Source organism: Azospira inquinata, from assembly GCF_018905915.1.
Lineage (GTDB): Bacteria > Pseudomonadota > Gammaproteobacteria > Burkholderiales > Rhodocyclaceae > Azospira > Azospira inquinata.
In genome coordinates this window covers 25,299-46,148 of sequence record NZ_CP064782.1, presented here as the reverse complement: position 1 = coordinate 46,148, position 20,850 = coordinate 25,299, and the positions used below count along the sequence as shown (strand labels likewise).

General features: G+C 60.2%; 23 protein-coding genes. 20 read left to right on the top strand and 3 right to left on the bottom strand.

Features of this window, described 5'->3' with window-relative positions:
* Positions 1–296: 296 nt before the first annotated feature.
* The 16 genes from rpsB (at position 297) to Azoinq_RS00140 (ending at position 15,212) form a co-directional block, all read left to right on the top strand.
* A complete protein-coding gene (gene rpsB / locus Azoinq_RS00215; protein WP_216128045.1) occupies positions 297–1,043 on the top strand; it encodes a 30S ribosomal protein S2 in 747 nt (248 codons plus the stop codon).
* Between the two features lie 100 nt (positions 1,044–1,143).
* Positions 1,144–2,040, top strand: a complete 897-nt coding sequence (gene tsf, locus Azoinq_RS00210; RefSeq protein ID WP_216128047.1) for a translation elongation factor Ts — start codon at positions 1,144–1,146, stop codon at positions 2,038–2,040.
* A gap of 29 nt (positions 2,041–2,069) precedes the next feature.
* Complete coding sequence (pyrH, locus tag Azoinq_RS00205) at positions 2,070–2,798, top strand: UMP kinase (RefSeq protein WP_216128049.1); 729 nt, start codon at positions 2,070–2,072, stop codon at positions 2,796–2,798.
* A gap of 13 nt (positions 2,799–2,811) precedes the next feature.
* A complete protein-coding gene (gene frr / locus Azoinq_RS00200; RefSeq protein WP_216128051.1) occupies positions 2,812–3,369 on the top strand; it encodes a ribosome recycling factor in 558 nt (185 codons plus the stop codon).
* Between the two features lie 32 nt (positions 3,370–3,401).
* Positions 3,402–4,193 (top strand): polyprenyl diphosphate synthase, encoded by a 792-nt coding sequence (gene uppS, locus Azoinq_RS00195; RefSeq protein ID WP_216128053.1) that lies wholly within the window; start codon positions 3,402–3,404, stop codon positions 4,191–4,193.
* Positions 4,186–5,016, top strand: coding sequence for a phosphatidate cytidylyltransferase (locus Azoinq_RS00190; RefSeq protein ID WP_216128055.1), 831 nt, complete (start codon positions 4,186–4,188; stop codon positions 5,014–5,016). Before uppS ends, Azoinq_RS00190 begins: the two co-directional genes overlap by 8 nt.
* Positions 5,017–5,023: 7 nt before the next feature.
* A complete protein-coding gene (ispC, locus tag Azoinq_RS00185; RefSeq protein WP_216128057.1) occupies positions 5,024–6,211 on the top strand; it encodes a 1-deoxy-D-xylulose-5-phosphate reductoisomerase in 1,188 nt (395 codons plus the stop codon).
* On the top strand, positions 6,204–7,583 hold the full coding sequence (gene rseP / locus Azoinq_RS00180; protein ID WP_232368515.1) for an RIP metalloprotease RseP: 1,380 nt from the start codon (positions 6,204–6,206) through the stop codon (positions 7,581–7,583). The genes ispC and rseP overlap by 8 nt, the downstream gene beginning before the upstream one ends.
* A 2-nt stretch (positions 7,584–7,585) precedes the next feature.
* Entirely contained in the window at positions 7,586–9,883 is a 2,298-nt protein-coding gene (bamA, locus tag Azoinq_RS00175; protein WP_216128061.1) for an outer membrane protein assembly factor BamA, read from the top strand.
* A gap of 57 nt (positions 9,884–9,940) precedes the next feature.
* Positions 9,941–10,408, top strand: coding sequence for an OmpH family outer membrane protein (locus tag Azoinq_RS00170; RefSeq protein ID WP_216132335.1), 468 nt, complete (start codon positions 9,941–9,943; stop codon positions 10,406–10,408).
* Positions 10,409–10,428: 20 nt separating this feature from the next.
* Positions 10,429–11,400, top strand: a complete 972-nt coding sequence (lpxD, locus tag Azoinq_RS00165; protein ID WP_216128063.1) for a UDP-3-O-(3-hydroxymyristoyl)glucosamine N-acyltransferase — start codon at positions 10,429–10,431, stop codon at positions 11,398–11,400.
* Positions 11,401–11,405: 5 nt separating this feature from the next.
* The gene (fabZ, locus tag Azoinq_RS00160) at positions 11,406–11,843 is read left to right on the top strand and encodes a 3-hydroxyacyl-ACP dehydratase FabZ (RefSeq protein WP_216132337.1); all 438 of its coding nucleotides are present in this window, start codon (positions 11,406–11,408) and stop codon (positions 11,841–11,843) included.
* Between the two features lie 12 nt (positions 11,844–11,855).
* Positions 11,856–12,626 carry an acyl-ACP--UDP-N-acetylglucosamine O-acyltransferase gene (gene lpxA, locus Azoinq_RS00155; protein WP_216128065.1) on the top strand — a complete coding sequence of 257 codons (771 nt, stop codon included), beginning with the start codon at positions 11,856–11,858 and terminating at the stop codon, positions 12,624–12,626.
* A gap of 19 nt (positions 12,627–12,645) precedes the next feature.
* Positions 12,646–13,818, top strand: coding sequence for a lipid-A-disaccharide synthase (lpxB, locus tag Azoinq_RS00150; RefSeq protein ID WP_232368514.1), 1,173 nt, complete (start codon positions 12,646–12,648; stop codon positions 13,816–13,818).
* Entirely contained in the window at positions 13,799–14,395 is a 597-nt protein-coding gene (gene rnhB, locus Azoinq_RS00145; protein ID WP_216128069.1) for a ribonuclease HII, read from the top strand. The genes lpxB and rnhB overlap by 20 nt, the downstream gene beginning before the upstream one ends.
* 16 nt (positions 14,396–14,411) lie before the next feature.
* Positions 14,412–15,212: a TrmH family RNA methyltransferase gene (locus tag Azoinq_RS00140; RefSeq protein ID WP_216128070.1), complete on the top strand. Its 801-nt coding sequence runs from the start codon at positions 14,412–14,414 to the stop codon at positions 15,210–15,212.
* An 87-nt stretch (positions 15,213–15,299) separates the two neighbouring features.
* Here the strand turns inward: Azoinq_RS00140 and ppsR are convergent, their stop codons facing one another.
* Positions 15,300–16,130 carry a posphoenolpyruvate synthetase regulatory kinase/phosphorylase PpsR gene (ppsR, locus tag Azoinq_RS00135; protein WP_216128071.1) on the bottom strand — a complete coding sequence of 277 codons (831 nt, stop codon included), beginning with the start codon at positions 16,128–16,130 and terminating at the stop codon, positions 15,300–15,302.
* An 82-nt stretch (positions 16,131–16,212) separates the two neighbouring features.
* On the opposite strand from ppsR, the gene ppsA reads away from it, so the two are divergent.
* Both ppsA and Azoinq_RS00125 read left to right on the top strand, forming a co-directional pair.
* Entirely contained in the window at positions 16,213–18,588 is a 2,376-nt protein-coding gene (ppsA, locus tag Azoinq_RS00130) for a phosphoenolpyruvate synthase (RefSeq protein WP_216128072.1), read from the top strand.
* 5 nt (positions 18,589–18,593) lie between these two features.
* Positions 18,594–18,812: an NfeD family protein gene (locus Azoinq_RS00125; RefSeq protein ID WP_216128073.1), complete on the top strand. Its 219-nt coding sequence runs from the start codon at positions 18,594–18,596 to the stop codon at positions 18,810–18,812.
* A gap of 12 nt (positions 18,813–18,824) precedes the next feature.
* Here the strand turns inward: Azoinq_RS00125 and Azoinq_RS00120 are convergent, their stop codons facing one another.
* Both Azoinq_RS00120 and smpB read right to left on the bottom strand, forming a co-directional pair.
* The gene (locus tag Azoinq_RS00120; protein ID WP_216128074.1) at positions 18,825–19,442 is read right to left on the bottom strand and encodes a trimeric intracellular cation channel family protein; all 618 of its coding nucleotides are present in this window, start codon (positions 19,440–19,442) and stop codon (positions 18,825–18,827) included.
* Positions 19,443–19,445: 3 nt separating this feature from the next.
* Complete coding sequence (gene smpB, locus Azoinq_RS00115) at positions 19,446–19,895, bottom strand: SsrA-binding protein SmpB (RefSeq protein WP_216128076.1); 450 nt, start codon at positions 19,893–19,895, stop codon at positions 19,446–19,448.
* A gap of 59 nt (positions 19,896–19,954) precedes the next feature.
* Between smpB and Azoinq_RS00110 the strand changes: the two genes are divergently transcribed.
* Together Azoinq_RS00110 and Azoinq_RS00105 are read left to right on the top strand one after the other, a co-directional pair.
* Complete coding sequence (locus tag Azoinq_RS00110; RefSeq protein WP_216128078.1) at positions 19,955–20,386, top strand: type II toxin-antitoxin system RatA family toxin; 432 nt, start codon at positions 19,955–19,957, stop codon at positions 20,384–20,386.
* On the top strand, positions 20,379–20,702 hold the full coding sequence (locus Azoinq_RS00105) for an RnfH family protein (protein WP_216128079.1): 324 nt from the start codon (positions 20,379–20,381) through the stop codon (positions 20,700–20,702). The genes Azoinq_RS00110 and Azoinq_RS00105 overlap by 8 nt, the downstream gene beginning before the upstream one ends.
* Positions 20,703–20,850: the final 148 nt, after the last annotated feature.

Here is a 20,850-nt window from a genome sequence, read left to right as displayed (position 1 = left end):
TCCCTTCTGCCTTTGCCAAAAAAGCAAAGCGCCAATTTGGAAGCAGGCGAAATGGGAGGGGACGCCGGGGGTTAGAAATACGCTCTGGCGCGGCATGTGACAAGTTCGGGTGAGGGAAGATTTTGATTGAAACCGGTTTGGTGATAGAATCCCGCAGCTTTTTTAGGGCGCTCGCCTTAAAAAAAGCGGTTGCCGGAAATGGTTCCGGCGATCTATTACTCACATCCACCTTTCCAGGGTGCCCGCTTTGCGGGTCGCAATTGGTGGATGGCGGTTAAACCCTTTAGGAGATGCAAATGTCTGTATCCATGCGCCAAATGCTGGAGGCCGGTGTCCACTTCGGCCACCAAACCCGTTTCTGGAACCCGAAAATGGCGCCTTTCATTTTCGGCGCCCGCAACAAGATTCACATCGTGAATCTGGAAAAGACCCTGGTCAAATACAACGAAGCCATGGACTTCGTGCGTAAGCTGGCCGCCAACAAGGGCACCATCCTCTTCGTCGGTACCAAGCGTCAGGCCCGTGAAATCGTGGCCGAAGAAGCCCAACGGGCTGCCGCTCCCTTCGTGGATCAACGCTGGCTGGGCGGTATGCTCACCAACTTCAAGACCGTGAAGCAGTCCATCAAGCGTCTGAAGGACACGGAAGTCATGGCCGAAGACGGCACCTTCGAACGTATCGGTAAGAAGGAAGCCCTGCTGAAGCAACGGGAACTGGACAAGCTGAACAAGTCCATCGGCGGTATCAAGGACATGAACAACCTGCCCGACGCCCTGTTCGTGATCGACGTTGGCTACCACAAAATTGCCATCACCGAAGCCAACAAGCTGGGTATCCCGGTCATCGGCGTGGTGGATACCAACCACACCCCGGACGGCGTGGATTACGTCATTCCCGGTAACGACGACTCCTCCCGCGCTATCCGCCTCTACGCCCGTGGCGTGGCCGATGCCATCCTGGAAGGCCGTAGCCAATCTCTGCAAGAGATTGTGGCCGCCGGTGAAGACGAATTCGTCGAAGTCGAAGAAGAACAGGCTGAATAACAGGCTTTAAAGGGAACGGCACGGCCGTTCCCTTTGTTATTTGATTTCAATGGTAAGGGCGCCTCCAGGGGCGCCCTTACAGCAGCAATCGGAGAAAAGAATGGCAGCTATCACTGCGGCAATGGTTAAAGAATTGCGGGAAAAGACCGACGCTCCCATGATGGAGTGCAAGAAGGCTCTGACGGAAGCCGACGGGGACATGGCCAAGGCTGAGGAAATCCTCCGGGTCAAGCTGGGCAACAAGGCTTCCAAGGCCGCTGCCCGGGTCGCCGCCGAAGGTGTGGTGGGTATCTACATCGCCGCTGACGGCAAGTTGGGTTCCATCGTGGAAGTCAATTGCGAAACTGACTTCGTGGCCAAAAACGACGATTTCCTGGCTTTTGTGAAGAATCTGGCCGAACTGGTGGCCCAGAAGAATCCGGCCGACGTGGCTGCTCTGTCCGCCCTGGACATCAACGGCACCCCGGTGGATGCGGTGCGCACCAACCTGATCGGCAAGATCGGTGAAAACATGACCATCCGTCGCTTTGAACGGGTGGAAGGCAAGGGCAAGCTGGCCTCCTACGTGCACGGTGGCGCCAAGATCGGCGTGCTGGTGGATCTGGTGGGTGGGGAAGAAGTCCTGGCCAAGGATGTGGCCATGCATATCGCCGCTTCCAAGCCCAAGGCCCTGGATGCTTCCGGTGTGGATCCGGAACTGATCGCCACCGAACGCCGCGTGGCCGTGGAAAAGGCCAAGGAAGCGGGCAAGCCCGAAGCCATGCTGGAAAAGATTGCCGAAGGCACGGTGCAGAAGTATCTGCGGGAAGTTACCCTGATGGGCCAGATTTTCGTGAAGGCGGAAGACGGCAAGCAAACCATCGAACAGCTGTTGAAGGCCCATAACGCTTCCGTGGCCGGCTTCAACCTGTACGTGGTGGGCGAAGGGATCGAAAAGAAGGTCACCGACTTCGCTGCTGAAGTGGCCGCCCAAGCCGCCGCTGCTGCCAAGAAGTAAGTTCAATTTCCCAAGAGGGCCGATCATTTATGTCAGATTCCACCTGTACCCCGGTTTATAAGCGCATCCTGTTGAAGCTGAGCGGCGAGGCCCTGATGGGCGGCGACGCTTACGGCATCAATCGCCAGACCATTTCGGAGATTGTGGCCGAGATCAAGGATGTGGCGGCGCTGGGGGTGGAAATTGGCGTGGTGATCGGCGGTGGCAACATCTTCCGTGGCGTGGCGCCGGCGGCTACCGGGATGGACCGGGCCACGGCCGACTACATGGGGATGTTGGCCACCGTCATGAATGGTCTGGCTTTACAGGACGCCATGCGTTTGGCGGGTCTCAATAGCCGGGTCCAATCCGCCCTGGATATCGAGCAGGTGGTGGAGCCCTATATTCGGGGCAAGGCCATCCGTTATCTGGAGCAGGGTCGGATCGTGATTTTTGCCGCCGGGACGGGGAATCCGTTTTTTACCACCGACACGGCGGCGGCCTTGCGGGGCGCGGAAATCGGCGCCCAGATTGTGCTGAAGGCCACTAAGGTGGATGGGATTTATACGGCGGATCCGAAAAAAGATCCGTCCGCCACCCGCTACGACAAAATTTCTTTTGACGAGGCGATTAATCGGAATCTGGCTGTCATGGACGCCACCGCTTTCGCCTTGTGCCGTGATCAAAAACTGCCGATCAACGTCTTTTCCATCTTCCATCCGGGCGCCCTGAAGCGGGTTGTGCTGGGTGAGCCGGAAGGCACGTTGGTCTATTGCTGAGGGAGTGAGTGCGATGATTTCCGAACTGAAGAAAGTCACCGAACAAAAGATGCAGAAGTCCATCGAAGCCCTGAAGCATGACCTGGCCAAGGTCCGCACGGGCCGGGCCCACGTCGGCCTGCTGGACCATGTGCAGGTGGATTACTACGGCAGCATGATGCCGATCAACCAGGTGGCCAATGTGACCCTGGTTGATTCCCGGACCCTGGGGGTGCAAGCCTGGGAAAAGACCATGGTGGCCAAAGTGGAAAAGGCTATCCGAGAATGTGATCTGGGCCTGAATCCGGCCACCCAGGGCGATTTAATCCGGGTGCCCATGCCTCCCCTGACGGAAGAACGCCGCCGGGACCTGACCAAGGTGGTGAAGAGTGAAGGGGAAAATGCCAAGATCGCCGTGCGCAATCTGCGCCGGGACGGGAACAACACCCTGAAGGAAGCTCTGAAGGCCAAGGAAGTGGCCGAAGACGAAGAACGTAAGGCCCAGGAAGACATCCAGAAGCTCACCGACAAGTACATCGCCGAGGTGGACAAGCTGGTGGCCCAGAAAGAAACCGAACTGATGGCGGTCTGAGCGCCATTTCGGCTCGCTCTGGAATTCGGGGAATGTCGGTATTTTCCAGCTCCACCCAGGATATTCCGTCCACCTCCCGGGTGCCCCGGCATGTGGCCATCATCATGGATGGCAACGGCCGTTGGGCAAAGAAGCGCTTCCTCCCCCGTTTCGCCGGCCATACCAAGGGTGTGGCCGCGGTACGGGAAACGGTGCGCACCTGTTTGGATCTGGGCATTGAGTATCTGACCCTTTTTGCCTTCAGTTCCGAGAACTGGCGGCGTCCCGAAGAAGAAGTTTCCCTGCTCATGCAGTTGTTCATGAAGGCGCTGCGCCAGGAAGTGGACCGGCTTCATGAGCACCGGGTGCGGCTGCGGGTGGTGGGCGACTTGTCCCGCTTCGATCCGGCCCTTCAGGAACTGATCCGGGAAGGGGAGCGCTGCACCGGGGGCAACAAGCGCCTGACCCTGACCATTGCGGCCAATTACGGCGGGCGCTGGGATATTTTGCAGGCCGCCAACCGGCTGGCTCAGGCCCATCCGGAAAAGGCTGGGCATTGGCGGGAAGGGGATCTGGAGCCCTGGCTGGCTATGGCCTACGCGCCGGAGCCGGATCTGTTCATTCGTACCGGAGGGGAAAAGCGCATCAGCAACTTCCTCCTCTGGCAATTGGCCTATACGGAATTTTATTTCACCGACACCCTGTGGCCCGAGTTCAATGAAGGGGCCCTGAAGGCGGCGGTGGCCTCCTTTGCTTCCCGGGAGCGGCGTTTTGGCCGCACCAGCGAACAACTGACTCCGTCTGGTGGCGACGAGGAGCGGAATAAGGACGTGCGCCGTGCTTAAGCAACGGGTGATTACGGCCATTTTTCTTCTGGCGGGCTTTCTCGGCGCCGTGTTTTATCTCCCCTCCTTAGGTTGGGCTGGCGTAGTCACCCTGGTGGCGGCCCTGGCGGCCTGGGAGTGGGGCGGTCTTTTGGGATGGTCGCCCCGGAACCGGGTGGCGGGGGGTGTAGGGTTTGCCCTGCTCGGCGCCGGGCTGCTGCTGGCCTTTCCCTTTCTAAGGGAGTCGGGGATGGCCTCTGGCTCCGTGGGCTCTGGGGTTAAGGGCCTCTATCTACTGTCCCTGGTGTTCTGGTGTGGGTTGGTGCCCCCCTGGTTTCGCCATCATTGGAAAATTTCTGTCCCCGGCCTGGGAGTAGGGGTGGGGCTGGTAGTGCTGCTGCCCACCTGGCTGGCTCTGATTCAGTTGCGTACCCTGGGGGGCGGAGCCCTCCTGGCCTTGATGGCTACCGTGTGGATTGCGGATATCGCCGCCTATTTTTCCGGCCGGGCCTTCGGTAAACACAAGCTGGCGCCCAGCATCAGCCCGGGAAAGACCTGGGAAGGGGCCCTGGGGGCCTTGGTGGGGGTCGAAGTCTATGGCTTTATTCTGAGGACTGCGTTCCCTGGATTTTTGCCGTCTTTGCAAAGCTGGCAGGTCCTGTTGGGCCTGGCCGTGGTGACCGCCATCAGTATCTTTGGCGATCTTTTCGAGTCCCTGTTGAAACGACAGGCGGGGCTCAAGGACAGCAGCCAGTTGCTGCCCGGCCATGGGGGGGTGCTGGACCGTATCGACAGTCTGACTTCCACCTTGCCCTTGTTCGCCCTGGGACTCTTCTGTCTCTGATTTTTCCATGTCACCTCAAAATTTGACTATCCTGGGTTCCACCGGCTCCATCGGGGTGAGTACCCTGGATGTGGTTCGTCGTCATCCCGACCGTTATCGCATTACCGCCCTTTGCGCCCATCGTCAGGTGGCCCGCCTGGCGGAGCAGTGTGCCGAATTTAAGCCCGCCTACGCGGTGTTGCGGGACGAGGCCCTGGCCGCCGAATTGCGCCAGCGGCTAGGGGATTTGCCCACCCAGGTGCTGTGGGGGCCGGAGGCCCTGGAGCGCATGGCGGCTCTGCCGGAGGTGGATGGGGTCATGGCGGCCATTGTGGGAGCCGCCGGGCTGGCGCCCTCCCTGGCAGCGGCTCGGGCCGGGAAAAAGGTTTATTTGGCCAACAAGGAAGCCCTGGTCATGGCTGGCCCCCTGTTTATGGCTACTATTCGGGCCGCAGGGGCCACCCTGCTGCCCATCGACAGCGAACACAACGCCATTTTCCAGTCCCTGCCGGCAGGCTATACCGGAGACTGGGAAGGGGGGGGGGTGCGGCGCTTGCTGCTCACCGCGTCCGGCGGTCCGTTCCGGGCTACGCCTAAGGAAGCCCTGGGCCACATTACTCCGGATCAGGCTTGTGCCCACCCCAACTGGGTCATGGGGCGCAAGATTTCCGTGGATTCCGCCACCATGATGAACAAGGGGCTGGAGGTTATTGAAGCCCATTACCTCTTCGGTGTCCCTCCTGAGCGCATTCAGGTAGTCGTCCATCCCCAGAGCGTGATCCATTCCTTGGTGGAATATGTGGATGGCTCGGTGCTGGCGGAGTTGGGAAATCCGGATATGCGGACCCCCATTGCCCAGGCCCTGGCTTATCCGGAGCGTTTTACTTCCGGGGTGGGGCCGCTGGACCTCTTCCAGATTGGGCGTCTGGATTTCGAGGCCCCGGATTTTGAGCGCTTCCCCTGTTTGCCCCTGGCCTATCGGGCCCTAGAGGCGGGGGGCAGCGCTCCTGCCATACTTAACGCGGCCAACGAAGTGGCGGTTCAGGCTTTTCTGGAAGGACGTTTGCCCTTCCTGGAAATCTCCCGGGTGATCCGGGAGGTGATGGACCGGTTGCCAGCCCAGCCGCTCCACGCCCTGGCGGATGTGCTGTCTGCCGATCGACAGGCTCGGTCCCTGGCGGAAGCGGCCCTGGTGGCGGAGCAACCTCTTGGCTAACGCCCTGTTTTATCTGGCCGCCTTTGCCTTTGTTTTGGGGGTATTGGTGGTGGTCCATGAGCTGGGCCACTTTACCCTGGCCAAGCTTTGCGGCGTCAAAGTGCTGCGCTTTTCCGTGGGCTTCGGTAAGGTGCTGTGGAGCCGCCGCTGGGGGCCGGATCGGACCGAGTGGGTGCTGTCTGCCTTCCCCTTAGGGGGCTACGTAAAAATGCTGGACGAGCGGGAAGGGCCGGTGGCGGAAGACGAGCTGCCCCGGGCCTTCAATCGCCAGTCCTTGGGAAAGCGCTTCGCCATTGTGGCCGCTGGCCCCCTGGCCAATCTGTGCCTAGCGGTCTTGGTGTATTGGGCCATGTTCTGGCACGGCATGGAGGAACTGCGCCCCCTGCTGGGGAACCCTCCCGCCGGAACGGCCGCCGCCATGGCGGGCATCCGCAATGGGGACTTGGTGGAGCGGGTCGGGGATACCCCGGTGGCGACCTGGCAGGCCCTGCGTTGGGAAATTTTACGCAAAGGGGTGAAGCAGCCGGGAGGTTCCGCCCCATTGGCCCTCCAGGCTAGGGACGCCCAGGGGCGCCCGGTGTGGCGCTACCTGGATATTTCCCCCCTTGGTAAGAGCGGCTTTCAGGGGGATCCCATGGGGGTGTTGGGGGTGCAGTTCTTCCAACCCGACATGGCCCCTGTGGTGGGGCGGGTCAGCCCGGGGTCCGCTGCGGACAAGGCCGGTATGCAGGCCGGTGACCGGATTCAAGCTATTGAGGGTAAGCCTACGGCCCAGTGGCAGGCGGTAGTGGCCCTAATTCGCCCGGCCGCTGGTCGTCCCCTGCATTTTCAGATTTTGCGTCGCTCTCAGCGGCTGGACTTGGTGGTAACCCCCGTGGCTACATCGACGGATGGGGGCAGGGTTGGCCGCATCGGGGTAGAGGTGCAAGGGGTGGGCATTTCCCGGGATCGGGTGTTCGTGACTCTGGACTACGGTCCCCTGGGATCTCTGCGTAAGGCGCTGGCGGAAACCTGGGCCCAGTCCAGCATGAGCGTGGTCATGATGGGCAAAATGCTTACCGGCACGGTTTCCTGGCGCAATTTGAGCGGCCCGGTGACCATTGCGGACTACGCAGGCCAGTCCGCCCGCATGGGGTGGCTTTATTACTTCCAGTTCCTGGCCTTGGTGAGCGTCAGCCTGGGAGTGTTGAACCTGCTGCCCATCCCGATTCTGGATGGGGGGCATTTGCTGTATTATATGGCGGAGTTCATCAGACGAAAGCCGCTCTCCCAGCGCACCATGGAGATCGGGCAACAAATCGGGCTGGCATTGCTCCTGGCAATGATGGCCTTCGCCTTCTTCAATGATATCAATCGATTGATTTCCGGCTGAATATGAAAAAAAACCTGCTGGCTGGGTTGATTGCGGGGCTCTTTGCTTCCGCCGCCTACGCCTTCAACCCCTTTGTGGTTAAAGATATCCGCGTCGAAGGCATCCAGCGGACCGAAGCCGGTACGGTGTTCAGCTATCTGCCCGTCAAAGTGGGCGATACCTTGGACGACGAAAAAGCCTCCCAGGCCATTAAGGCCCTGTTTGCCACGGGCTTTTTCAAAGACGTGCGCATCGAGATCGACAAGGATGTGATGGTGGTGGTGGTGGAAGAACGCCCCGCCATTTCCCAGGTGGATTTTGTCGGGATGAAGGAATTCGACAAAGACACCATCCGTAAGGCCTTCAAGGATATCGGCCTGGCGGAATCCCGCATCTTTGACCGGGCCATCATGGAAAAGGCGGCCCAGGAACTGAAGCGCCAGTACCTTTCCCGGGGGCGCTACTCGGCCAATATCACCACCACGGTCACGCCCTTGGAGCGCAACCGGGTCTCCATCAACTTCAATGTGGATGAGGGTGAGGCGGCCAAGATCAAGCAGATCAACATTGTGGGCAACAAGGTGTTTAAGGAAAAGGAGCTGCTGGACCTTTTCCAACTGCGTACCCCCAATTGGCTGACCTGGTACACCAAGAACGATCAGTATTCCAAGCAAAAGCTTTCGGCGGACTTGGAATCTCTGCGCTCCTTCTATCAGAATCAGGGCTACCTGGACTTCAACGTGGAGTCCACCCAGGTTTCCATTACCCCGGATAAGAAGGATATTTACATTACCGTTTCCCTCTCGGAAGGGGAACGGTACATGGTGTCCGCCGTCAAGGTGGCAGGGATTCTGCCCATTCCTGACGAGGAATTCCATAAGCTGGTGACGGTCAAGCCCGGAGATGTTTTCTCCCGGGAAAAGCTGAACGATTCCATAAAGGCCATTACGGACCGTCTGGGTAACGACGGCTACGCCTTCGCCAACGTTAATGCGGCGCCGGATATCGACAAGGAAAAGCGCCTGGTGGCCTTCACCCTGTTTGTGGATCCGGGCAAGCGGGTTTACGTGCGCCACGTCAATATCGCGGGCAACAGCAAGACCAAGGATGAAGTGATTCGTCGGGAAGTACGCCAGATGGAAGGGGGCTGGTATGACGCACAAAAGGTCAGCCTGTCCCGGGAACGGATCGACAAGCTGGGCTATTTCTCCGATGTGACGGTGGAAACGCCTCCTGTACCCGGTACCAGCGACCAGGTGGACGCCAATTATGCTGTGACGGAAAAGCCCACCGGCAGTTTGATGCTGGGGGCTGGTTTCTCCAGTTCGGATAAGGTGATTCTGTCTGGTTCTATTTCCCAAGCTAACCTGTTTGGTAGTGGGAAGAATGTCTCTGTTCAGTTGAATACTTCCCATGCCTCCCGGACTATCGGTCTGTCCTATACGGACCCCTATTTCACGGTGGACGGGATTAGTCAGGGTTTTGACATTTATCACCGTACCTACGATCCGTCCCAATCCTATTCCTACACCCAGTCTTACAAAACCGTGTCCACGGGCGGCGGTTTGCGCTGGGGGGTTCCGATCGCGGAAAAGGAATCTATCAGTTTTGGGGTGGCGGTGGATCGGACGGAAGTCACTACCTTTGATGACAGCCGCCAGGTGTACAAGGACTTCGTTTCCGAATTCGGCAACACCAACAGTACCTTCTCCGGCAACGTGGGCTGGGGCCGTGATACCAAGGACAGCTACATTTACCCGACCCGGGGTGGTGTGGCCCGGGCTGGTATTGAAGCTACGGTTCCCGGCGGTACCCTTCGCTATTACAAGCTGAATTTGCAGCGGCAGCAGTACTTCCCCCTGACCAAGAATCTGACCCTGATGCTCAATGGGGAGTTCGGTGCGGGTAACGGTTACGGTGGCCGCCCCCTGCCTTTCTTTAAGAGCTTCTACGCTGGCGGCGTGACCTCTGTGCGGGGCTACGATACCTATACCCTGGGGCCGAAGCAGGATGGTGAGGCTATCGGCGGGACCAAGCGGGTGGTGATGAATGCGGAAGTGCTCTTCCCCATGCCCGGCTTGGGCAAGGACAAATCCGCCCGTATCGGCTGGTTCGTGGACGCGGGCCAGGTGTTTGGTCCCAAGGATGACTTCGGCCGTTATTCGAAATTCTCTGTGGGGGACTTGCGTTATTCCACCGGCCTTTCTCTGGCCTGGTCTTCCCCTCTGGGCCCCTTGCGCTTTAGTATTGCCAACCCGTTGAACAAGAAGGATGACGATAGGACGCAGCGCTTCCAGTTCACCATGGGTACGGTGTTTTGATTTTTGAGGAGAGTTAGCTTGAAAAAGACGCTGATTGCCGGCCTGATTGCCGGAGTGATGGGCCTGGGGATGGTGCAAGCTCAGGCCGCCGAATTGAAAATCGGGTACGTGAATACCCAACGCATCTTCCGGGATGCCCCTGCGGCCGTGAAGGCCCAGAAGAAGCTGGATAGCGAATTCTCCCGCCGGGATCAGGACCTGCAAAAGATGGCGAAGCAGCTCCAGTCCATGCAGGAAAGCCTGGAGAAGAATGGCGTCACCATGTCTGACAGTGATCGGCGCAACAAGGAACGGGATCTGAACGACCTGAACCGGGACTTCCAACGCAAGCAGCGGGAATTCCGGGAAGACCTGAACCTGCGCCAGAACGAAGAAATGGCGGCGGTGCTGGACAAGGCTAACCGGGCGATCAAGAACATCGCGGATAGCGAAAAGTATGATCTGATCCTGCAAGATGTGGTGTGGGTCAGCCCCCGTCTGGATATCACCGATAAGGTGATCAAGGCTCTGGCCGACGGTAAATAATCCGCTCCCAGTCCTATTGCATGCGTTTGGATGAAATCGTCGCCCGCCTCGGCGGGGAGTTGGTCGGGGATGGGGCGACGGAAATCAATCGGGTCGGCACCCTGGCTACCGCCGGGACCGGCCAGATTTCTTTTCTGGCCAATCCCAAGTACCGCTCCCAGCTGGTGGATACCCGGGCCGCTGCGGTTATCGTTCCCCCCGCCCTGGCGGGGGTGACGGAGCGTCCCTGTATCCTTCATCCCCAGTCCTACACCTACTATGCCCGGGTAGCCCAGTTGCTCTACCCCCGGGCGGTACCCGCCCTGCCCATCCATCCTTCCGTGCAAATGGGAGAAGGGGTGGTACTGGGGGACGGGGTGGTGATCCACGCCGGATGTGTGCTGGGGGGCGGGGTGGAGATAGGAGCGGGCAGTGTGCTCTACCCCAATGTATCTATCTATGCCGGATGTGTGGTGGGGCGGCGTGCCATCATCCACAGCGGTGCGGTCATCGGGGCGGACGGCTTTGGCTTTGCCAAGGACGGGGACGCCTGGCTGAAAATTCCCCAGGTGGGCCGGGTGGTTATTGGGGACGATGTGGAAATCGGTGCCAACACCACCATTGACCGGGGCGCCATCGACGACACGGTGATCGGTAACGGGGTCAAGCTGGATAACCAGATTCAGGTGGGCCACAACGTGACTATCGGTGAACACACCGCCATGGCGGGCTGTGTGGGCATTGCGGGGAGCGCCCACATCGGTCGTCGCTGCACCGTAGGGGGCGGCGCCATTATCCTGGGGCATCTGACCTTGGCTGACGACGTCCATGTCTCCGCCGGGACCATGGTGACCAAAAGCCTGCCCAAGCCGGGCCAATACACCGGGGTTTTCCCCGTGGAAGACCACGACGCCTGGCTAAAAAATGCGGCCCATCTGCGCCATCTGACCCGCATGGCCAAGCGCATGGACGAATTAGAGAAAAAACTCGAACAATTGGAGAATAAATCTTGAATCAACTGGATATCCACCAGATTTTGACTTATCTGCCTCACCGCTATCCCATCCTCCTGGTGGATCGGGTGCTGGACTGCGAACCGGGCAAGACCATCCATGCGATCAAGAATGTGTCCATTAACGAACCCTTCTTCCAAGGGCACTTTCCCCACCATCCGGTCATGCCTGGGGTTCTGATCCTGGAAGCCCTGGCCCAGGCCGCCGCGATCCTGTCCTTTCAGACACTGAACTCCAAACCGGATGAAAATTCCGTCTATTACTTTGTTGGCATCGACGGCGCCCGGTTCAAGAAGCCCGTCAGCCCGGGGGATCAGCTCAATCTCCATGTGGAAGTGGTGGCCAACAAGCGGGGCATCTGGAAATTCAAGGCTGAAGCCCGGGTGGATGGGCAGGTAGCCACGGAAGCCGAACTCATGTGCACCGTGCGTGCCATTGACTGAGCCGGAACGGCCATGATCCATCCCACCGCCATTATTGCGCCCGGCGCCCAGCTCGGCGAAAACGTCAGTGTCGGCCCCTACAGTGTGATCGGCGAGCATGTGCAGATCGGGGACAATACGGTCATCGGTCCCCACGTGGTGATCGCTGGACACACTACCCTGGGTTGCGACAACCGGGTGTTCCAGTTTGCTTCCCTGGGGGATGAGCCCCAGGACAAGAAGTATGCGGGAGAACCGACCCGGCTGGAAATCGGGGATCGGAACACCATTCGGGAATTCTGCACCTTTAATACGGGCACGGCCCAGGACGCCGGGGTGACCCGGGTGGGTAACGACAACTGGATCATGGCCTACGTGCACATCGCCCATGATTGCCAGGTGGGCAGCAAAACCATTTTTGCCAACAACGCCCAGATTGCCGGGCACGTCCACGTGGACGACCACGCCATTCTCGGCGGTTTCACGGCGGTGCACCAGTTCGTGCGCATTGGTGCCCATTCCATGACGGGTCTGGGGACCGTGCTGTTCCAGGATCTGCCGCCCTACGTTACCGCGGCGGGCAACACCGCATCCCCTTACGGCATCAATAGCGAAGGGCTGCGTCGCCGGGGCTTTTCCTCCGAATCCATCATGGCCTTGAAGCGGGCCTATCGCACCCTCTACAAGGCCGGTCTGACCCTGGAAGAAGCCAAGGCCAAGTTGGAAGAGGAATCGGTGGCCCATCCGGAAATTCAGCTGCTGCTGGATTTCCTCGGGGTTTCCAAACGCGGCATCGTGCGCTGACGCCATGGGGGGGAGACCGATGCGCATCGCCATGGTGGCGGGGGAAGCCTCTGGGGATTTGCTGGCCAGCCACCTGATTGGCGCTCTGAAACAACGGGTGCCGGATGCCCAGTTCGTCGGCATTGGGGGCCCCAAAATGGTGGCCCAGGGCTTTGATGCCTGGTGGCCCCTGGAAAAGCTGGCGGTGCGGGGTTACGCGGAGGTGCTGCGCCACTACCGGGAAATCGTGGGTATCCGTTCCAGCCTGCAAAAGCGCCTGCTGGCCAACCCGCCGGATGTGTTTATCGGCGTGGATGCTCCGGATTTCAATCTGGCCCTGGAAACCCGGCTGAAGAAGCGGGGGGTGCCCACGGTCCATTACGTCAGCCCCTCCATCTGGGCCTGGCGGGCCAAGCGCATCCACAAGATCGGCGCCGCCGTCTCCCGGATGCTGTGCCTGTTCCCCTTCGAGCCGGAACTCTATGAGGCCCGGGGCATTCCGGTGACCTACGTGGGCCATCCCCTGGCGGACATCATTCCCCCGGACATTAACCGCAAGGCTTATCGGGAAAAACTGGGCCTGCCCCTGGATCGGCCCATCTTCGCCTTCCTGCCCGGCAGCCGCCAATCCGAATTGCAGTTTATGGCGGAAACCTTTGTGGAAACCGCCCGGCAGATTCTGGTGCGTCTGCCCCAGGCCCTGTTCCTGGTGCCCCTGGCTACCCGGGAAACCCGGCTCCAGTTCGAAACCGCTATTTACAACCGGCAGGCCGGGCAGTTGCCCTTCAAATTGCTTTTTGGTCATGCCCACGATGCCATGGCGGCTGCCGATACGGTGCTGGTGGCCAGCGGTACCGCCACCCTGGAAGCCGCACTGATCAAGCGTCCCATGGTCATTGCCTATCGCATGGCCCCTGCCTCCTGGCGGCTCATGAAGCGGATGAAATATCAGCCTTGGGTGGGGCTGCCCAACATCCTGTCCCGCTGCTTTGTGGTGCCCGAGTTTCTCCAGGAGGATGCCACTCCGGAAAACCTGGCCCAGGCCCTGGTCAATGAACACCAGGACAAGGTGGTGCGGGCCAAGGTGGAAGGCCAGTTTGCCCAATTGCACCAACAGTTGCGCCAGAATACGGCGGAAAAAGCGGCCCAGGCGGTATTGAGCCTGGTACCCGGCTGGCGGACGGGAGCCCCCCGTGGCACTACAGTGGTTTGATGGCCTAATCTGCGGCCTGGATGAGGCGGGTCGGGGCCCTCTGGCGGGGCCGGTGGTGGCGGCTGCCGTGATTCTGGACCCGGCTCGTCCCATCGTCGGGCTTAACGACTCCAAAAAGCTGTCCGCCAAAAAGCGGGAGGCTCTGGCCCTGGAAATCAAGGAAAAGGCCCTGGCCTGGGGCATCGGTTCCGCCTCGGCGGCAGAAATTGACGCCATTAACATCCTTCAAGCCTCTTTTCTAGCCATGACCCGGGCCTATGCCCAGCTGGCCGTGCCGGCGGAAAAGGCCCTGGTGGACGGCAACCGCTGCCCGAAACTCCCTGTGGCGACGGAAGCCGTGGTGAAGGGGGACGGGAAAATCGCCTGTATCGCCGCCGCCTCCATTCTGGCCAAAACCTCCCGGGACGCCACCATGCTGGCCCTGCATCAGGAATACCCGGAATACGGCTTCGACCACCACATGGCCTATCCCACCGCCGAGCATCTGGCCATTCTGGAACGCCTGGGGCCGACTTCGGACTATCGCCGTTCCTTCGGACCGGTGAAGCGCTGGCTGGCTGCCCACGGGCAGGGCTGAAGCTTTCTAGGCTGCCATGACAGATCGCTCTCTTCACCTCATCCAATCCGCCGACAACCCCCTCTACCGCCAGTTGCGCAAGCTTTGCCAGTCTTCCCGGGAGCGGCGCAAGGCGGGGCAGGTGGTGCTGGACGGCATGCACCTGATCCAGGCCTATGAAGCCCAGTGGGGCCCGGTGGCCCAGTTATGGGTCCGGGAAGGGGATCGGGAACGGGGAGAAATCGGCGCTTTTCTGACCGCCCATCCGGAGCGTCGCCCTTTGTTTCTGGCGGATAAGCTCATGGGGGACCTGGGGGTGGTGGAAACCCCCAGCGGCATCATGGCCGTTATTCCTGCTCCGGAAGCCGATCAGGCTCCCGGCTATCAGGAAGATACGGTGCTTTTGGACGGGGTGCAGGACCCGGGCAATCTGGGCTCCATCCTGCGCAGCGCCGCGGCCGCAGGTTTCCGCCAGGTGTTGCTGTCTTCCGACTGTGCCCAGGCCTGGGCGCCGAAAACCCTGCGGGCCGGGCAGGGCGCCCACTTTCTCCTGCGTATTTACGAACACCAAGAACTGGTGCCGTTTTTGGGCGCATTCCAGGGGGCCGTAGCGGTGACCAGCCTGGCTGCCCGGGAGAGTCTGTACCGCCTCGAACTGCCGTCCCCCGTGGCTTGGATATTTGGCTCGGAAGGCCAGGGAGTGAGCCCGGCCGTGGCGGCCACGGCCACCCATCTGGTCAAGATTCCCATGCCCGGGGCCTGCGAGTCCCTCAATGTGGCCGCGGCCGCTGCCATCTGCCTCTTCGAGACGGTACGGCGACGCCTGGAAGGCTGCTGATCGGCCAGGGCTTCCGTTTCCCTGGAAACTGGGGGGGCGGGAGCCGCCCGGGCTGGGCCCGAGCAGTTCCCCGCAACCGTTCTCCCCTCAGTAGGTCACCCGGTCCAGCTTTACTTCCTGCATGATGGTGGTGGAAATTTCCTCGATGGACTTGGTGGAAGAGTCCAGCCAATGAATGCCCGCGATGCGCATCATTTTTTCCGCTTCCCGCACCTCGTAACGACAGTTTTCCAGGGCCGCGTATTTACTGTTGGGGCGCCGTTCACTGCGAATTTGATGGAGCCGTTCCGGCTGAATGGTCAGGCCGAAAAGCTTGCTCCGATGGGTGGTTAAGGCTTCCGGCAGGTGCATGCGCTCGAAATCTTCCGGAATCAGGGGGAAATTGGCCGCCTTGATGCCGAACTGCATGGCTAGATAAAGGCTGGTGGGGGTTTTGCCGCAGCGGGAAACCCCCACCAGGATCACGTCCGCTTCCGCCAGCCCCTGGTTAGTAACCCCGTCGTCGTGGGCCAGGGTGTAGTTGATGGCTTCGATCCGTTGCTTGTAATCGTTGCTGTCCGTGTCCCCGTGGGTACGGCCAATTCTGTGGATGGCCTTAACCCCCAGTTCCACTTCCAGGGGGCGGATGAAGGTGTCAAAAAAGTTCAGGCAGAGGGCGTCGGCCTCGTTGATGATGGCGTTCAGCTGAGGATCCACCAGGGTGCTGAGGACGATGGGGCGGACGCCGTCCTGGCGGGTGACGGCCTGGATGTGGGCCAAACACTCCTGGGCCTTCTCCTGGGTGTTCACGAAGGGCACCCGGACCTGCTTGAGGCGTACCCCTTCAAACTGGGTAAGCAGGCTGTGGCCCATGGTTTCTGCGGTGATGCCGGTACCGTCGGAAATAAAAAAGATACTGCGCGGGATGGGTTGAATCATGGTTTTCCCTAATGAATAGGTCTTTGTGCGGGGAAGGCGATAAAATAACGGTTTCCCGACTTTGGAACAATCAGGAACACACATGAGCGATTACGTAATCGGTTTCGACGAGCTGCGGATGGGTGACGTGGAGCGCGTCGGCGGCAAGAATGCCTCCCTGGGCGAAATGATCAGTCAGCTGGCCAACACGGAAGTGCGTGTGCCCGGCGGCTTTGCCACCACGGCCCAGGCTTACCGCGATTTTCTCGCCCATGCCGGTTTGGCGGACCGTATCCGCGCCGAGCTGGAAAAACTGGACGTGGATGACGTGAACGCCCTGGCCGCTGCCGGGAACCGGGTACGTCAATGGATTGTGGATACTCCCTTCCCGCCCCAGCTGCAACAGGAAATCGCCGATCACTACGCCAAGCTGGTGGCCGACAGCACAGCGGACGCCTCCTTCGCCGTCCGTTCTTCCGCTACGGCGGAAGATTTGCCCGATGCCTCTTTCGCCGGGCAACAGGAAACCTTCCTCAACATTCAAGGCCTGGACAACGTGCTCCACGCCATGAAGGAAGTGTTTGCCTCCCTTTACAACGACCGGGCCATCGCCTACCGGGTGCACAAGGGCTTTACCCATGCGGAAGTGGCTTTGTCCGCTGGGGTGCAACGCATGGTGCGTTCCGACAAGGGCGCCGCCGGGGTGATGTTCACTCTGGATACGGAATCCGGCTTCCGGGAAGCGGTGTTCGTCACCGCCTCCTACGGTCTGGGGGAAACCGTGGTTCAGGGCGCCGTGAATCCGGACGAATTCTACGTCCATAAGCCCATGCTGGCCGCCGGCAACAAGGCCGTGATCCGCCGCAATCTGGGCTCCAAGATGATCAAGATGGTTTTCTCCACGGAAAAGGTGGCGGGTAAATCCACGGTCACCGTGGATGTGCCGGAAGCGGATCGGAACCGTTTCGCCATTACCGATGCGGACGTGGAGGAATTGGCCCGCTACGCTGTGATCATCGAAAAGCATTACGGCCGTCCCATGGATATCGAGTGGGGTAAGGACGGGGTGGATGGCAAGCTCTACATCCTGCAAGCCCGGCCCGAAACCGTGAAGTCCCAGGAAGGCCACGAACGGCTGCAAAAATTCAAACTCAAGTCCTTCTCCAAGGTGCTGGCCTCCGGTCGGGCCATCGGTCAGAAAATCGGTACGGGCCCGGTGCGCATCGTCATGGACCCCTCCGAAATGGACAAGGTCAAGGCGGGCGACGTGCTGGTGGCCGATATGACCGACCCCAACTGGGAACCGGTGATGAAGCGGGCCTCCGCCATTGTCACCAACCGGGGGGGGCGGACCTGTCACGCCGCCATCATTGCCCGGGAACTGGGTATTCCGGCCATCGTGGGCTGCGGTGACGCCACCCACACCCTCGCCGAAGGGGAAGTGGTTACCGCTTCCTGCGCCGAAGGGGATACGGGTCACGTCTATCGGGGCAAGCTGGATTACGAAGTGGTGTCCCGGGATCTGGGGGTCATGCCGGAAATCGGCACCAAGATCATGATGAACGTGGGTAATCCGGAACTGGCCTTTGAATTCTCCCAACTGCCCAACGGGGGCGTGGGTCTGGCCCGTCTGGAATTCATCATCAACAACGTGATCGGCGTCCATCCCAAGGCCATTCTGGAAATCGACCGGCTGCCCGCCTCCAAGCGGGAAGAAATCCTGCGCCGGGCCCGGGGTTACGCTAATCCGGTGGAATTTTTCGTGGAAAAGCTGGTGGAAGGGGTGGCCAACATCGCCGCCGCTTTCTGGCCCAAGCCCGTTATCGTCCGCCTCTCCGACTTCAAGTCCAACGAATACCGCAAGCTTCTGGGCGGTGATCTGTACGAACCGGAAGAAGAAAACCCCATGTTGGGCTTCCGGGGCGCTTCCCGCTACATCGCCACCACCTTCCGGGATTGCTTTGAGCTGGAATGCCGGGCCATGAAAAAGGTGCGGGAAGAACTGGGCCTCACCAACGTGGAACTGATGGTGCCTTTCGTCCGCACCCTGGGCGAAGGCCAAGGGGTGGTGGATCTGCTGGCCGGTCACGGCCTGAAGCAAGGCGAAAACGGTCTGAAGCTCATCATGATGTGCGAAATTCCGTCCAATGCCCTGCTGGCCGAACAGTTCCTGGATATCTTCGACGGCTTCTCCATCGGCTCCAATGACTTGACCCAGCTGACCCTGGGCCTGGACCGGGATTCCGGTCTGGTGGCTTCCCTCTTCGATGAACGGGATCCGGCCGTGAAGACCCTGCTGGCCATGGCCATCGCTGCCGCCAACAAGAAGGGCAAGTACGTGGGGATCTGCGGTCAAGGGCCCTCCGACCACCCGGATCTGGCCGAATGGCTGATGGATCAAGGGATCAGCAGCATTTCCCTGAATCCGGATACGGTGGTGGATACCTGGACCCGTCTGGCTGAACACAAAAAGGCCTAAACCCCGTGGGAGCCGCCTTCTGGTTCTGGCTCCTGCTGGGCATCGCCCTACTGGGTGCCGAGTGGAAACTCGGCACCCTTTTTATTTTGTGGTTCGGGGTGGCGGCGGAATTTGTCGCCCTCATGCTGTGGCTCTATCCCGGGGCCGGTTGGGATGCCCAGTTGTTTCTCTGGGGCGTCACCGGCTGCACCCTGGTGTGGAGCCGTTTCGGCTCCTCCCGTTAGAGGCCGCCGGGCCTAACGCTGGCCGAAGGTGGGGAGGTGAATGCGGTAGGCGATGGAGGCCCAGCGCAGAAAGAAAATCAACCCAGCGGAGAGCCAGGCGGCCAGGCTGGGAGCCACTCCTAGGGCTTGCAGGGCAATGAGGAGCAGGGCGCCAGCCCAAGCGGCGGAGGCGTAAAGCTCGCCGGGCAGAAAGACCAGGGGCACCTGGTTACAGAAAATATCCCGCAGCACCCCGCCGAAAACCCCCGTAATCACCCCCATGAGGCTGGCTACCAGCCAGGGGGCCTCCCATTGGAGGGAAAACTGGGTGCCGATGACGGTGAACAGGGCCAAGCCCAGGGCATCGGGATAGAGGAAGAGCCGGGGCGGAATATTGCGTTTGCGGGCCAGAAAAAAAGTAATGACCCCGGTGGCGAAGGCTGCCACCACATAGGTCTGATCCGCGACCCAGAAAACGTGATGTTGCAGGAGCAGATCCCGCAGGGTGCCGCCTCCCAGGCCCGTGGCCAGAGCCACAGTGACCGTACCCACCAGGTCCAGCCCCTTGCGCTCGGCCTCAAAAACCCCGGTGACCGCGCTGACGGCGACAGCGGCCAGGCCCACCCAGTAGAGTAGCTCGGCCAGGGTCATGCCTTACCCGTTCTTGGTTCGGACCAGGCGTTGCTTTTCCCGCTCCCAATCCCGCTGCTTTTCCGTTTCCCGCTTATCGTGTTGTTTCTTCCCCTTGGCTAGGCCGATTTCCGCTTTGATCCGACCCCGGGTGTAGTGCAGGTTCAGGGGCACCAGGGCGTACCCCGCCCGCTCCACCTTGCCGATCAGCTTATGGATTTGCTCCTCGTGCATGAGCATTTTGCGGGTCCGGGTGGGGTCCGGGCTAATGTGGGTGGAGGCGGTGGGCAGGGGCGTGATGTGCATGCCTAGGAGCCAGAGCTCTCCCCGTTTAATGACCACGTAGGCTTCTTTAAGGTGCACCCGGCCGGCCCGGATGGCCTTGACTTCCCAGCCCTCCAGGCTCAGACCGGCCTCGAGTTTTTCCTCGATGAAGTAGTCGTGGAAGGCCTTCTTGTTATCGGTAATGCTCATGGGACCGGGGTTTCCGCTAAAATCGCTAATTTTACAGGATTCGTAGGGTAGGGCGGGGAATGGCCTTGGTCGAAAAGTCGGTGCTGATCGAAAGAACAGCAGCCCAGATGTTCGAGTTGGTGGATCGGGTGGAAGATTACCCCCAGTTCCTCCCGTGGTGCAGTGGCACTGAGCTAAAAGCCCGGGACGCGGGGCGCACCGTGGCCACGCTCCACATCAACTATCACAGCGTTAAATCCCATTTCACCACGGAAAACGACAAGGAAATCCCGGTGTGGATGAATATCCGCCTGGTGGACGGTCCTTTTCGCCGTCTTGAAGGGCGCTGGCATTTCAAGGCCCTGGGGGACCATGCCTGCAAAATCGAGTTTTCCCTGACCTACGAATTTTCCAGCAAATTTTTTGAAAAGGTGATCGGCCCGGTGTTCAACCACATCGCCGGCACCTTCGTGGAAGCCTTTGTTAAGCGGGCGGAGCAGATTTATGGCTGATAGCAAATTGAACGTGGAAGTGGTCTATGCCCGCCGGGAACGGCAGGAGCTGGTGCGGGTGCAGTTGCCGGAGGGCGCCACGGTGCGCCAGGCGGTGGAAGCCTCTGGGTTGCTCGAGAAGCATCCAGAGTTGGATCTGGCCCAAAACAAGCTGGGGATTTTTTCCAAGCTTTCCAAACCGGAAACGGTGCTGCGGGACCGGGACCGGGTGGAAATCTACCGCCCTTTGATCGCCGATCCCAAGGAAGTGCGCAAGCAGCGGGCGGCGGCGGGCAAGGTCATGAAAAAGGGCGCCGGGGAAAACGAGGCCGCTTAATCGGGATGGAGCAGGGCCGGTGCCGGGGCTTGGGGACGTTTTCCTCGGGCGCTTCTGGTGATGGCCTGTTTCCCCTACCGCGTTGTGTCCGTTGTGTCGTGAGGTGACCAAAGCAAAGGGCCCGGAATGGGCCCTTTTGTTTGTTTCT

What these genes read in the sequence shown, in the direction of transcription:
- rpsB (WP_216128045.1), top strand. Translation starts at nt 297, where the DNA reads ATGTCTGTATCCATGCGCCAAATGCTGGAGGCCGGTGTCCACTTCGGC.
- tsf (WP_216128047.1), top strand. Translation starts at nt 1,144, where the DNA reads ATGGCAGCTATCACTGCGGCAATGGTTAAAGAATTGCGGGAAAAGACC.
- pyrH (WP_216128049.1), top strand. Translation starts at nt 2,070, where the DNA reads ATGTCAGATTCCACCTGTACCCCGGTTTATAAGCGCATCCTGTTGAAG.
- frr (WP_216128051.1), top strand. Translation starts at nt 2,812, where the DNA reads ATGATTTCCGAACTGAAGAAAGTCACCGAACAAAAGATGCAGAAGTCC.
- uppS (WP_216128053.1), top strand. Translation starts at nt 3,402, where the DNA reads ATGTCGGTATTTTCCAGCTCCACCCAGGATATTCCGTCCACCTCCCGG.
- ispC (WP_216128057.1), top strand. Translation starts at nt 5,024, where the DNA reads ATGTCACCTCAAAATTTGACTATCCTGGGTTCCACCGGCTCCATCGGG.
- bamA (WP_216128061.1), top strand. Translation starts at nt 7,586, where the DNA reads ATGAAAAAAAACCTGCTGGCTGGGTTGATTGCGGGGCTCTTTGCTTCC.
- Azoinq_RS00170 (WP_216132335.1), top strand. Translation starts at nt 9,941, where the DNA reads ATGGGCCTGGGGATGGTGCAAGCTCAGGCCGCCGAATTGAAAATCGGG.
- lpxD (WP_216128063.1), top strand. Translation starts at nt 10,429, where the DNA reads ATGCGTTTGGATGAAATCGTCGCCCGCCTCGGCGGGGAGTTGGTCGGG.
- lpxA (WP_216128065.1), top strand. Translation starts at nt 11,856, where the DNA reads ATGATCCATCCCACCGCCATTATTGCGCCCGGCGCCCAGCTCGGCGAA.
- lpxB (WP_232368514.1), top strand. Translation starts at nt 12,646, where the DNA reads ATGCGCATCGCCATGGTGGCGGGGGAAGCCTCTGGGGATTTGCTGGCC.
- Azoinq_RS00140 (WP_216128070.1), top strand. Translation starts at nt 14,412, where the DNA reads ATGACAGATCGCTCTCTTCACCTCATCCAATCCGCCGACAACCCCCTC.
- ppsR (WP_216128071.1), bottom strand. Translation starts at nt 16,130, where the DNA reads ATGATTCAACCCATCCCGCGCAGTATCTTTTTTATTTCCGACGGTACC.
- ppsA (WP_216128072.1), top strand. Translation starts at nt 16,213, where the DNA reads ATGAGCGATTACGTAATCGGTTTCGACGAGCTGCGGATGGGTGACGTG.
- Azoinq_RS00120 (WP_216128074.1), bottom strand. Translation starts at nt 19,442, where the DNA reads ATGACCCTGGCCGAGCTACTCTACTGGGTGGGCCTGGCCGCTGTCGCC.
- smpB (WP_216128076.1), bottom strand. Translation starts at nt 19,895, where the DNA reads ATGAGCATTACCGATAACAAGAAGGCCTTCCACGACTACTTCATCGAG.
- Azoinq_RS00110 (WP_216128078.1), top strand. Translation starts at nt 19,955, where the DNA reads ATGGCCTTGGTCGAAAAGTCGGTGCTGATCGAAAGAACAGCAGCCCAG.
- Azoinq_RS00105 (WP_216128079.1), top strand. Translation starts at nt 20,379, where the DNA reads ATGGCTGATAGCAAATTGAACGTGGAAGTGGTCTATGCCCGCCGGGAA.